The organism is Paenibacillus xylanexedens (assembly GCF_017874615.1).
Classification (GTDB): Bacteria; Bacillota; Bacilli; order Paenibacillales; family Paenibacillaceae; genus Paenibacillus; species Paenibacillus xylanexedens.
Genome location: NZ_JAGIKV010000042.1, coordinates 1 through 12,926, shown reverse-complemented (window position 1 = coordinate 12,926; position 12,926 = coordinate 1). Strand labels below are relative to the sequence as shown.

General features: G+C 44.9%; 11 protein-coding genes and 1 pseudogene. 9 read left to right on the top strand and 3 right to left on the bottom strand.

Annotated features, from left to right (window positions below; genetic code table 11):
- Positions 1-53 precede the first annotated feature (53 nt).
- Together J2Z28_RS30160 and J2Z28_RS30155 are read left to right on the top strand one after the other, a co-directional pair.
- Positions 54-1,547, top strand: coding sequence for an ABC transporter substrate-binding protein (locus tag J2Z28_RS30160; RefSeq protein WP_211085665.1), 1,494 nt, complete (start codon positions 54-56; stop codon positions 1,545-1,547).
- Between the two features lie 16 nt (positions 1,548-1,563).
- On the top strand, positions 1,564-2,526 hold the full coding sequence (locus J2Z28_RS30155) for an amidohydrolase family protein (protein WP_211085664.1): 963 nt from the start codon (positions 1,564-1,566) through the stop codon (positions 2,524-2,526).
- Between the two features lie 84 nt (positions 2,527-2,610).
- On the opposite strand, the gene arr is transcribed toward J2Z28_RS30155, so the two are convergent.
- A complete protein-coding gene (arr, locus tag J2Z28_RS30150) occupies positions 2,611-3,027 on the bottom strand; it encodes an NAD(+)--rifampin ADP-ribosyltransferase (protein WP_127549338.1) in 417 nt (138 codons plus the stop codon).
- Between the two features lie 386 nt (positions 3,028-3,413).
- On the opposite strand from arr, the gene J2Z28_RS30145 reads away from it, so the two are divergent.
- From J2Z28_RS30145 to J2Z28_RS30135, 3 genes are read left to right on the top strand one after another with little or no spacing between them, the layout of a single operon-like run.
- Complete coding sequence (locus J2Z28_RS30145; protein ID WP_017688279.1) at positions 3,414-3,896, top strand: MarR family transcriptional regulator; 483 nt, start codon at positions 3,414-3,416, stop codon at positions 3,894-3,896.
- Positions 3,897-3,916: 20 nt separating this feature from the next.
- Entirely contained in the window at positions 3,917-4,492 is a 576-nt protein-coding gene (locus J2Z28_RS30140) for a nitroreductase family protein (RefSeq protein WP_211085663.1), read from the top strand.
- A gap of 17 nt (positions 4,493-4,509) precedes the next feature.
- Entirely contained in the window at positions 4,510-4,995 is a 486-nt protein-coding gene (locus J2Z28_RS30135) for a nitroreductase family protein (RefSeq protein ID WP_074095264.1), read from the top strand.
- Positions 4,996-5,174: 179 nt separating this feature from the next.
- Here the strand turns inward: J2Z28_RS30135 and J2Z28_RS30130 are convergent, their stop codons facing one another.
- On the bottom strand, positions 5,175-6,071 hold the full coding sequence (locus J2Z28_RS30130; RefSeq protein WP_211085662.1) for an AraC family transcriptional regulator: 897 nt from the start codon (positions 6,069-6,071) through the stop codon (positions 5,175-5,177).
- A gap of 123 nt (positions 6,072-6,194) precedes the next feature.
- Here J2Z28_RS30130 and J2Z28_RS30125 point away from each other — a divergent pair, with 123 nt between their 5' ends.
- From J2Z28_RS30125 to J2Z28_RS31890, 3 genes and pseudogenes are all read left to right on the top strand, one after another.
- The gene (locus J2Z28_RS30125) at positions 6,195-7,571 is read left to right on the top strand and encodes an MATE family efflux transporter (RefSeq protein WP_342357567.1); all 1,377 of its coding nucleotides are present in this window, start codon (positions 6,195-6,197) and stop codon (positions 7,569-7,571) included.
- Positions 7,572-7,641: 70 nt separating this feature from the next.
- Positions 7,642-7,821, top strand: a pseudogene (locus J2Z28_RS31895) (maltose acetyltransferase domain-containing protein); the annotation flags it as partial.
- A 228-nt stretch (positions 7,822-8,049) separates the two neighbouring features.
- Positions 8,050-8,271, top strand: a complete 222-nt coding sequence (locus J2Z28_RS31890; protein ID WP_425320283.1) for a DapH/DapD/GlmU-related protein — start codon at positions 8,050-8,052, stop codon at positions 8,269-8,271.
- 641 nt (positions 8,272-8,912) lie between these two features.
- On the opposite strand, the gene J2Z28_RS30115 is transcribed toward J2Z28_RS31890, so the two are convergent.
- On the bottom strand, positions 8,913-10,469 hold the full coding sequence (locus tag J2Z28_RS30115) for a glycine betaine uptake BCCT transporter (protein WP_211085660.1): 1,557 nt from the start codon (positions 10,467-10,469) through the stop codon (positions 8,913-8,915).
- 484 nt (positions 10,470-10,953) lie between these two features.
- Here J2Z28_RS30115 and J2Z28_RS30110 point away from each other — a divergent pair.
- The coding region (locus tag J2Z28_RS30110) for a collagen-like triple helix repeat-containing protein (protein ID WP_211085659.1) at positions 10,954-12,926 on the top strand (1,973 nt) is incomplete at its 3' end.

The window sequence follows — 12,926 nt, the reverse complement described above, 5'->3', positions numbered from 1 at the left end:
TGCTTTGTATCCAAGATGTCTCATCCAAAAGCAAACATGGGGAGTGAATGAAGATGTTCAGAAAAAGATTACCTGCGGGTTTCATAAAGGTAATGTCCTTAATTTGTGCGGCCCCTCTATTGTTGACGGCATGCGGAAACCCAGACAGTAAGGAAGGAGCAGAACCTGGGAAAGCTTCAGCAACAGACATGTATGAAGTGGTCATGACGTATCCGGCTTTTGGGGATGTAACGGATGTTAAGGAAATTCAGGAAGCCATCAGTGATATTACAGCGGAAAAGGTAGGCGCCACCGTGAAGCTCTTGCCTGTTAATGGATCGAACTATGCCAATCAAATGAACTTGATGCTGGCGGGCAGCGAGAAACTGGATCTGGTGTATACCAGCGTATGGTTCGGCCTTGAGTCCCAAATCGGCAGGGGGCAGTTACTGCCCATGGACGAATCGTTGAATGAATTTGGTAAAAAGATACTGGAGGCTGTTCCGGAGGAAGCCGCAGAAGCCGGGAAGATGAATGGCGAAACATATGGTGTTCCCAGCATTAAAGCTTGGGCACTTTCTCCCAGTTTTGTGATGGATAAAGAGCTTGCCGATAAACATGCTATTGACCTTAGCGCCATAAAAACCTGGAATGATATCTCTGCTGTATTGCAGCTTATCAAGGACAAGGAGCCGGGTGTCACGCCGATTGTCAGCTATACCTCGCAGGAAACACCCGGACAAGCCATGCTGAATTTTGATCCATTGGGAACAGCACCTGGCGTACTGGATTTTGGCGGGGAGGACTTCACCGTGCAGAACCTTTTTGCGACTTCGCGGTTCTCCACAATGGCTGACCTGATGCGTGATTGGTATCAAAAAGGTTATTTCAGCAAAGACGTCGCAACGTCACAAGAAACGGGCTCCAATCTGATCAAGGCAGGCAAAGCCTTCTCGTATATCCGGAATATCAATGAATGTTACTCGGAATCACTTGCGGCTGGGACTGAACTTGTATGCGTACCCCTTGAGGACTCGTATATGACGCGTAATAGCGTAGCTTCCAACATGATGTCTTTGGCAAGGAACAGTGAGCAGCCGGATAAGGCGATTCAAGTATTGGAACTGTTTTACTCGGACGAGGCAGTCATTAATCTGTTTACCAACGGAATTGAGGGCAAGCATTATGTTAAGCAGGATAATGACCTGATCGGCAAGCCGGAAGGTGTTACCGCAACAGGATACGATTCAAACCAATATGCCGTGGGGAACAATTTCATGTCCTATATATGGGAAGGGAACGATCCTGACATGTGGGAGCACTTGAGGGGCGAAAACGAGAGTGCCCTAAAATCAAGGGCGATGGGCTTCAGCTTCGACATCAATCCGGTTAAAACACAAATTACCTCGGTGGCCAACGTCCAAAACCAGTATGATGCAGGCTTTCAGACAGGAACTTTTGACCCGTCAGAACTGGGTGCTTATCTCGACAAACTAAAGAATGCAGGCGTAGAGAAAATATTGACGGAAAAGCAAAACCAGTTAAACCAATGGCTTGAAAATAAATAGAAGGAGCTGATCACGCATGTTTAATCCTGTCATTGATGTTCACCACCATATCATCTCTAAAGAAATGCAACGAAAGCAACGGGAGCTGGGAATGGAGATTCCAAGTTTTATGCCGAAGTGGACGCCCGAGATCGGGATGCAAAAAATGGATGTATGTGACATCTCGTTTTCATTCCTTTCGGCCCCGTCAGACCTGACGTTCATCGACCAATCTTCTGCCAACGCATTGGCACGTAAAATGAATGAAGAGCTCGCATCGTATGCTCAACTTCATCCTGAGCGGTATGGTGCATTTGCAACGCTTCCACTCCCCGATCCCGCAGCAGCCATGGAAGAAACCTTGTATGCACTTGATGTTCTTGGGATGGATGGTGTTGCAATGTTAACAAGTTATCAGGGGAAATATTTAAGCCATCCGGATTACACCGAATTGTTAACCGAATTGGATCGACGCAGTGCTGTTGTGTTTCTGCATCCCATCCTCATACCGCAAAAAATCGCTGGGCTTAGTCCTGCACTGCTTGAGGGCACCTTCGATACGACGCGTGCTGTCACTACGATGGCTGTTCATCGCATTTTCGACCAATACCCATCCATTACGTTCATTCTTCCCCATACAGGGGGCATGGTGCCGTATATCAAATGGAGAATTGCGCTTGCCGCCATCGGGCAAGATTCGATTCAGGTTGAAACAACACCGGAACAATTTCAAGCTGAAATAGCCAAACTGGACCACCTTTATTATGATTCCACGTTGAACCTCGGCACGATCCAAAAGTTGATTGCGCCTGATCGGATTCTGTTCGGAGCGGACATACCTTGGCCAGCGGACAGCGTCCTTCGTATACAGAGGGAGTCGGTATTCCAAGAAGCACAGCAGATCAGCGAAGAAAACGTGAAGGCGATCGCTTATGGCAATGCCTTTCGTCTATTCCCCCGCATTTCTAAGCTTTTTGATATAGAGAAAAAGTTAATTTAAAGTGATAGGAAAAGTTAACTCAATAATATTAAGAAAGCAGCTGATCCAAGTGATCGGCTGCTTTTGTTTAACTAACGAGAGGAATCAATCATATATTATATTTTTTCCTTCTTCACTTAGTTTTCTCAAAGAGGTAATCATGTGATTAATCTCTTCTTCAGAGTGCCTTTCCCATGAAGCTAATTCAGCTACTATTTTAAGTGGCGATTTAGATCGATATGAACGTGTTGGATTTCCAGGAAACTTTTTATCAGTTACGTTAGGATCACTTTCAAAATCTCCTAATGGTTCTACAATGTAGATTCTTTCTTTTGCATTAGATCTTGCCAATTCAGCACCCCATTTGGCAGCATTTAATGTTGCAGTAAAGTATATATGGTTAGAATTTTTCTCTTGGTAATTTGATAAGAACTGTGGTTCTAATAAATCACCAATTTGCAGTTCTGCTTTTGTACCATGAAAAAAAGGACCTTGGTCTATGATCACTTTTTTGTCATCCATACTGATCCACCTCTTTTTTAGTTTTGTATTTAGCAGTATAGTGTAGGAATTTCAAAAAAAACAGTCTATAAAAAAATAAAAAATAACAGTATAATTTAAGTAGAGAGAACGATACTGAATCCAATAACCCATGTTTAAGAAAGCAGCCGATCAGCGTGATCGGCTGCTTTTTGTTTAACTAACGAGCAGATTAAAAGATAATCCGTTCAAGGCAGGTCTCTGTCCTGGATTATAGAGTAATGTTGTAATGTCAGAGAATATAGTTGATAAGCATTATCATTCATGATATATTGTTAACCAGTAAACTAAATATAAGAATTTATTTAGAATAACTCTATTTTTAAAAGAATATTTTTGTTTACAAGTAAATAAGGAGCGATCAAAGAATGATCTCAAAAGATCGAACAAAACAGTTGCTTTATGACCAATTTATCCGTTTTTTACATGTGTATGAGAACCACAAGGATACAGAAATCGAGCATTTCCTAAGTATCGCCCAGCGTGAAAGCATCGAGAAAATCCCTCAGCATTTGACCGCGGTTCATATGATAGATTGCATAGGCAAGCATGAGCCAATTAACAACACGGGTATTGCCGAGGCAATGAATTTGTCCAAAGCAAGTATCACCAAAATTGGCAACAAACTGCTGGAGGAAGGATTCGTCAAACGTACGAAAATGAACGACAACAAAAAGGAGAGCTATTTCCGGTTGTCACCGCAAGGTAAAAAGATCTTTGAACTGCATGAACGTTTGCATATACATGAGGCTGAGCGCTTTTATCGTACTCTCGACAAATATTCGGAAACGGAGCTAAAAGTAATCCATCAATTTCTTCAAGACAGCAGTATAAATATTGAATCCAGATAGAACAAAGGAGAGTGAAGCATATGAGTCTGGCGGAATTGATCAAGGAGCGCAGGAGTATTCGTAAATGTAACTCTACGCCGGTGGACCAGGAGTTAATTGTAGAATTACTGCGTAAGGCTACAAGGCTTCAACCATTTGTTGAGTCTGGCTCATGGCGTGTAGTATATGCCGGAACTCCAGAAGCACGCAAACGGTTGGTGGACTGCATGCTGGAACAGATGTCACAAAGCAAGCTCGGCAAGCTGATTCCAGGGAAACTTCTGGATGTTTTTAAAAAGAGATTTACCGATATTCCTGCGCACGTCATTGTTATGTCGACTGTAGGACCGGATCGTCTGACCAATGACCGCAATTATGCGGCTGCCTGCGGGGTGATGCAGAGCTTCCAACTGTTGGGCTGGGAACGAGGGTTAGGAATGTTATGGGATACAGAGTCCATGATTCAGCATGAAGGGTTCTTCAATGGAATTGGCTTACGTGAGGATGAAAGATTTGTTGGTATTCTTCATATAGGATATTACGACAAAGCGCCAAGAAGTCGGAAAAGGACACCAGCCGAGCAGAAGTGGACCGTATTGCGAGGACAGTCTACATAGAAGAGGAGGATATGAACATGAAATTGTCAGATCTGGAAGGAGACATGGACGGTCCGAGTGAGTTTTTGGATCAACCGGTATCGCAGGACCTAATCCTTGAATTGCTCAATCATGCTGTTTGGGCGCCAAATGATGGCCTCCGAGAACCGTGGCGATTTATCTTTGCCGATAACCAGTATGGGGACATCATGCAAGGATTACAGAACCAGGCCCCTGCGTATCTTCTGGTCTTGGTGAAGGAAGAGGCGGATCAATATAAGCGGGAAGAGGACTTTGCAGCTGTCTGCTGCCTAATTCAGAATTTCCGCTTGCTGGCTCATGAGCAAAGTCTGGGTGTGCGTTGTACCTTGCATGACTGGATGTACGACCCGAGCCGTACTGAAATGTTTGGTGTACTGAGTAACGAGCGCATTGCTGCGGTTCTGGAATTGGGATACGGTGCAAATCAGTGGAAAGGAAATACGGAGTTTCCTGAGACTCAACTTCATTTTGAACTGATGTAGGGGTGGAGACGATGGGATGAGACTCCAAAATGTGAATAAATCCCGATTCAGATTGCACTTGCTTTAATACAGAGGATGGAGTTACACCAATGTTTATCTCCTAATGAAATGTCGAGTGACAAGAAAATATACCCATTAAAGTCGCTATTTTAGCGGCTTTTTTTGTTGGATAAAAGACGTTACTTGGAGTCCGAGTCGTTGTTCGTAACTTGTTTCCGATAATGCTGTGGAACTACACCCATCTGTTTACGGAAAATGGACGAAAAATAACTAGAGCTTTGAAAACCACAGGCAAGTGCAATTTCACTTATGGATCTCCGTGTTTCTTTTAACATTTCACAGCTTTTCTGAAGTCGATATTGAGTGACATAGTTGCTTGGCGATTGACCCACATATTTGTTAAACAGTTGGCAACAACGGCTTCTGCAAACAGCTCCGGCCGATGCGATCTCCTCAAGCGTTATCTTCTGATCATAGTTCTGGTGAATGAATTGAGTCATTTCCTGAACATGCGTTAATGTGCCGGGTTGACCGGAAACAGGCGTCAACTGATCGCCAATTGCAGCACACAATGAGAACGCTTGGGATACCAAACGAAGTGGATTGGGAGGCGTATGTTCCCTATGCATTTCCCGATAGAGTTCCTGAATGGACTGTACTATGTCTTGTTGCCAGGCCATCTGCTCCACGAGCACAACAAAATCAGCCATTTTAGAACTGAATTTCTCTTCCCAGTACGTCTGAAGATATGAAGTTTTCTCACCAAGGATAGAGGGATGAATAACGACCACTAGGAACGAACAATCGTCGTGATCCTCAGTAGCATAACCAAAATGCAAGCGCTGGCTATTTACAAACAGTCCATCTCCTTGGTGCAACCGAGTAATACGACCATTAACAGAGAAATCCATTGATCCTTTTAATACGTAGATAAACTCCAGATCCACATGCCAATGAGCAACTGCAGCATGATTATTAAATTGATGAAGACTTCCCTTGCGGACATAAAGTGGTAGATCAGGGAGATTATAATTCAACCTTTCCGATAAATCAGAGAACACCTCTAAATCTGTCATTGAGAATCCCCTCTTTGCATAAATGTATACGATATTAATAAAAGTATAGCCAATATTGATGGAAACAACAATGATTTCGCACTATTCTTATATTATCGAAAACTATCGAGAGGACAGATATAGGTGAGAAAACGCATGCAACTTCAAGGTTTCGGCAAACGCGACTTTAATCGAGAGTTAATATCGCTTGTGATCCCCATTGCATTACAAAATCTGATATCAGCAACGGTGATATCTGTTGATGTGATCATGCTGGGTATGATCAGTCAGTCTGCAATGGCAGCCGTATCACTCGCCGGACAAATCACGTTTACATTAACACTATTTTATATGGGGCTGTCAGCAGGAGCGAGTATCCTCACGGCCCAGTATTGGGGGAAAAAAGACACACCAACCATACAGCGCATTCTTAGTATTGCCTGCGTGTTCTCCTTATGTATATCGATTCTGTTTTTTCTGTCTTCCTTCCTGATTCCAGAGGCACTGATAAACTTATTTACCAATGATCCTGAATTAATTCAATATGGCTCAAGGTTTTTACAGTTTAATTCCTTTTCTTATCTTGTGATGGGACTATCGCAAATGTATCTTAGTGTAATTCGAAGTATGGAAAATGCAAAACTCGGTGCGTGGATTAGCTCCTTATGTTTGATCTTGAACATTTTGTTTAATGCCATTTGCATTTTTGTATTATACCCATCTAGTCCTGAACTGGCGATTCCGGCAGTAGCTCTTGCCACAGTGTTGGCTCGTATGATTGAACTCGCATGTTGTATGATGCATTCCTTAACGAAGGGAACCATTCGTTTTCGTTTACCAGTACGTGACCGCATTCAGCGTAATCTATTAAAGGATTTCTTGAAATATACGCTGCCCGTACAGGGGAATTATATCGTTTGGGGAGGAGCACTTACCGCTACGGCTGCCATTATAGGACATGTGAACTCCGATATGGTAGCGGCGAACTCAATTGCATCTGTAGTTAAAAACTTAGCGGTTGTTCTGTGTGGAGGTATAGCTACCGGGGGATCTGTGCTTGTTGGAAAGTATCTCGGACAGGGTGAAATGGCGAAAGCAAGGTATGCTGGTAATCATATGTGTTATTATGCTTTATTTTTCGGAGTCATTGCAGGCTGCACGATTCTGTTAATTAAACCTTTGGTTTACTCCATGGTCAATTTGAACCCCGTTGCTCAAAGTTATCTAAATGGCATGTTATACATTAATGCATACTATTGTATAGCGAAATCGTTTAACTCCACAACTATAGCAGGTATATTCCCGGCTGGTGGAGATTCCAAATTTGGATTATGGTGTGACACTGTTGTGATGTGGCTTATTATTCTACCACTTAGTTACCTATGTGCTTTTGTTTGGCAAGTATCTCCCATTTTCTTATATTTTGTCATCAGCCTAGATGAGTTGATTAAACTGCCTATTGCTTTCACCCGTTATCGTCAGTTTAAGTGGCTCAATAACTTAACTAGAAACTTTACATAAACCTGATCTTCACCAAGGATTATGTAACTTACTCTAATAAATAATAGCTTTTCATAAAGGAGAAGTTGATATGAACATCCGTGAACGAATGGCAAGCAAACAATTATTTTCAGATGATGATGTGAATTACCCGAGAGAGGCTTCGGAATTAGCCAAAGCACGCCAGCGAGGTAAGGCACTTTGCTATGAAATCAACAATTTGCATCCAGATGAGGTGGAGAAGCGCAAAGCCTTAATGAAACAACTTTTTGGTAGCATAGGTGAAAATGTATGGATGGAACCTCCACTCCGCATGTCATACGGATCAAATACGACCGTAGGAAATAATGTATATATCAATTTCAATCTAACCGTGGTTGATGACTATAAAGTTACGATTGGCGACGATGTTATGTTTGGGCCAAATGTAACGATTGCTGTAACCAATCATCCTCTACATCCGGAGAAGCGCAAAGAAGGTGGGATGTTTGCATTACCCGTGGTCATTGAAGATGGAGCTTGGATCGGGAGCGGAGCGATTATTCTACCAGGAGTCACGATTGGCAAAGGAAGTGTCATTGGTGCAGGTAGTGTCGTAACCAAAAATATCCCTGCAAACGTAATCGCTGTCGGAAATCCATGCAGAGTTCTTCGTGAGATTACCGAACAGGATCGAGAGCTCTACTATAAAGATATGCGTTTTGATCAGGTTGAATGGTAAAAGAATGACATCTACATTTTAGAAAGGAGTTCGTCGATGACTATCATCTATGCTGTTATTGTATTGTTGCTTCTCTTTTTCGTCATTAGAGCCATTGTTCATTACCGCCGAACCCACTTGATCGCAAGTAACATGAAAAAAAAGTTTGACCATTACTATAATGAAGATGGCTATCATAATGATCAGCATATTGATAGGATTTGATTCAGAGAATAACAGGAAACTGTAACTCTTAATATAAAGAAAGCAACCGCCTAAATGGCTCGTTTGTTTTCTTTCTGTTTATGGTCGGGGGTGAGGATATGTAGGCGTTTAAAGGCAGATTTCCAAGTTAATGGGACTGTCTCAAAAGGAATTCCGCCTTGCTCCAAGCGCTAACGAACCTCAGTAACGCTATTTCGTCATTCATTGAACAGTAACTAGGCGTGGAAATATCTAAGCACAAGAACATATTATAATTGAAGTCGCTATTTTAGTGGCTTTTTTATTTTATCGGTACAAGTGCTTGTCCCAAGCTAAGGACAAGCACTTGTACCGATTTTGATGCATCTCTAAATAGTGAAATTTAAAACTTATTGACATGAATGTAGTACCAGTAATTTCTTTACCAGAATCCAGCAATAATAGAAATCAAGTATACATTACCTGCCGGAAATTTCATTCAGCGAAATTTCTTGTTCCTCCAGCAGTCGTTTCAGCTTTTGGCGATGCCGTTTTTCCTTCTGACGGCGCTCTTTGTCCTCAGCCTTTAGAGCCTTGAGCAGGGAGAAACACATACCGATTAGGACAATAGCGAACGGCAATGCGGTTACAATGGATGCCGTCTGGAGGCCAGTTAACCCCCCGCTGATTAGCAGTACTACCGCGATGGAGGACTGCATGATTCCCCAGGTTAATTTCACTCTTGCACTTGGGTTCAGTTTGCCATCTGAAGTGAGCATGCCCAGTACAAAGGTAGCTGAATCAGCCGACGTAATAAAGAAGATCATGATCAGCATTGTGGCGATGAATGCCACGATCGTGCCTAAAGGTAGCTGCTCCAGCATAAGGAATAAAGCGGTTGTCGTATCTTCCTTGACAGCCTCCGCCAGATGAGCGGCATTGAACAATTCCATGTGAAGTCCTGTTCCGCCAAAGACGGAGAACCAGATAAATCCGAAAAGACTTGGAATAACCATGACGTAAATTACAAATTCCTTTATGGTTCTTCCTCTGGATACCCTTGCGATAAAAGTGCCGACAAAAGGAGCCCACGAGATCCACCATGCCCAGTAAAATAACGTCCATGCGCCAATCCAGGTTTCTCTTGAGAACGGCGTCAGTCTCAAACTCATGTTAATAATATTCTGCATATAACTGCCCAAGGTTGTTGTGAATGTGTCAAATATAAAAGAAGTCGGTCCAGTCACCAATACAAACACCATCAATAACAGAGCTATAACAAGGTTGACGTTACTCAGAATCTTAATACCTTTATCCAGACCGGAGGTTGCCGAGATTAAAAACAGTATGGTTACAACTATGATAATGACAACCTGAGACAGAGTCGAGTTAGGAATACCGAATAAGTGATTCAGACCCCCGCCGATCTGAAGAGCACCCAATCCAAGCGAGGTCGCAACACCAAAGATGGTGGAAATGACCGCCAAAATATCAATGACCTTACCAAGCCATCCTGCAGCAAGACGCTCACCGATCAGAGGAATAAAGGTGGAACTGATCAGCCCTTTGTATCCTTTCCGGAACTGGAAGTAAGCAAGCGCTAAGCCGATAACGGTATAGATAGCCCAAGGATGAAGCCCCCAGTGGAAAAAGGAATAACGCATTGAAAGTATTGCTGCTTGCGTTGTTTCGGGTACCGCCCCCTCAGGTGCAGATAAATAGTGGGACAGCGGTTCAGCAACTCCCCAGAACACCAGCCCAATGCCCATACCAGCGCTAAACAGCATGGACAGCCAGGAAACCGTAGAATACTCCGGCTCATCATCGTCATCCCCAAGCCTAATACCGCCAAATCGGCTGAACGCCAGATAGAAAGCAAAGATCAGGAAGAACAGTGTCGCTAGCAAATAAAACCAGCCAAAATTCTGAATAGAGAAGTTGTAGGCAACATTAGCCACATCCGCCAGCTGATCAGGAGCGACGGCTCCCCATATTGCAAACAGTGCAACGATGATAATTGTGATTGTAAATACCATGATGAGACCTCCGTTATGTAAGCTTCAGCCAACTGTTCCTTAGTATGCGCTAGTCCGACTTGTAATATTTCGGAAAGCTAGCTGTTGATAAATTAAAACAAACCGCCGTGTAATGAAACACCCGTCGGTTTATTCGTTCCCTTTTTTAGTGGGGAATTAGCGACAAAAATTCAAGATTTATTAGGATATTTGATTAATCCGGGAATCTGAGCATAATTATCTTATGTAAAAGAACAAATACCCATTAAAGTCGCTATTTTAGCGGCTTTTTTTGTTGTAACGGTACAAGTGCTTTCCAAAGTCAAGTAGTTCACTTTAATGAAAAAATAAAAGTACACCATGAATGGATACAAATATGTGGCACAGAGAAGAGGATGACCAAGCCGTTGAAATTGTCGGTCTATAGGAGTTAGAGACGGATTAGGATATAAGGAACGCAGATTTCTCTCCTGTTCCTAAAAACGTAAAGAAAGGGGGGGGATAAATGGCCATTTTATCAACTGGGCCGATCGAGAATAATCCCGTTAGTGGTGTAAGACCAACACAACAGTTGACCATTAATATTGATAATAGAAATACGGTTACGAATGCAATTGTTTTAATTCAGGGTTATTACCTAAACGGGACTAGAACGGAATATATACTCGAATTAATTAGCGTAAATCCAAATCAAGCCATAAAAAAAGATTATTTTGCAAACCTAGACGTATTTGAATTTGTCTTTACAACGAGCGGTTTAGCAGAACAACAAGTAGAAATTTCAGTTTGGGGAAAAAACTCCACGGGACAGCTCGTAACGCCTCACCGTATCGTATCTTCAGAATTGTTAGAAGCCAATGGAGCCACAGGCGTAACCGGTGAGACTGGTACAACGGGCGTAACTGGAGCCACGGGTACCACAGGCACAACCGGTGAAACAGGTGCAACTGGCGTAACTGGAGCAACAGGGAATACTGGCCCCGCTGGAGGAGCCACGGGCGTAACTGGAGCTACGGGCACCACAGGCACAACCGGTGAAACAGGTGCAACTGGCGTAACTGGAGCTATGGGGACCACAGGTGCAACTGGGGAGACAGGGACAACAGGTGCAACAGGTCCAACGGGTGCAAGTGGAGTCACAGGCATCACAGGTACAACTGGAGAGACAGGAGCCACGGGCGTAACTGGAGCTACGGGCATCACAGGCACAACCGGTGAAACAGGTGCAACGGGCGTAACTGGAGCTACGGGAATCACAGGCACAACTGGTGAGACAGGAGCAACGGGCGTAACTGGAGCTATGGGTACCACAGGTACAACCGGTGAAACCGGTGCAACGGGCGTAACTGGAGCTACGGGTACCACAGGCACAACCGGTGAAACCGGAGCCACGGGCGTAACTGGAGCCACAGGGATTACTGGCCCCGCTGGAGGAGCCACGGGTGAAACAGGCACAACCGGTGAAACCGGAGCCACGGGCGTAACTGGGGCCACGGGAATCACAGGTACAACCGGTGAAACCGGAGCCACGGGCGTAACCGGAGCTACGGGCATCACAGGTGCAACCGGTGAAACCGGAGCTACGGGCATCACAGGTGCAACCGGTGAAACCGGAGCTACGGGCATCACAGGTGCAACCGGAGAGACAGGTGCAACGGGCGTAACTGGGGCTACGGGCATCACAGGTACAACCGGAGAGACAGGTGCAACAGGCGTAACTGGGGCTACGGGCATCACAGGTACAACCGGAGAGACAGGAGCAACGGGCGTAACCGGAGCTACGGGCATCACAGGTACAACCGGAGAGACAGGTGCAACGGGCGTAACTGGGGCTACAGGCATCACAGGTACAACCGGAGAGACAGGCGCAACGGGCATAACTGGTGCCACAGGGAACACAGGTGCAACCGGTGAAACAGGTGCAACGGGCGTAACTGGAGCTACGGGCATCACAGGTACAACCGGTGAAACAGGAGCAACGGGCATAACTGGTGCCACAGGGAACACAGGTGCAACCGGTGAAACAGGTGCAACGGGCGTAACTGGAGCTACGGGCATCACAGGTACAACCGGTGAAACAGGAGCAACGGGCGTAACTGGGGCTACGGGCATCACAGGTACAACCGGTGAAACAGGTGCAACGGGCATCACAGGAGCCACAGGCATCACAGGAGCCACAGGCATCTCAGGCGCAACCGGCGAGACAGGGGCCACGGGCGTAACTGGGGCAACAGGCATCACAGGTGCAACCGGAGAGACAGGTGCAACGGGTGTAACGGGGGCCACGGGCATCACAGGTGCAACCGGAGAGACAGGTGCAACGGGCGTAACGGGGGCCACGGGCATCACAGGTGCAACAGGCGTAACAGGTGCAACGGGCATCACAGGTGCAACAGGCGTAACAGGTGCAACAGGCGTAACAGGTGCAACAGGCGTAACAGGTGCAACAGGCGTAACAGGTGCAACAGGCGTAACAGG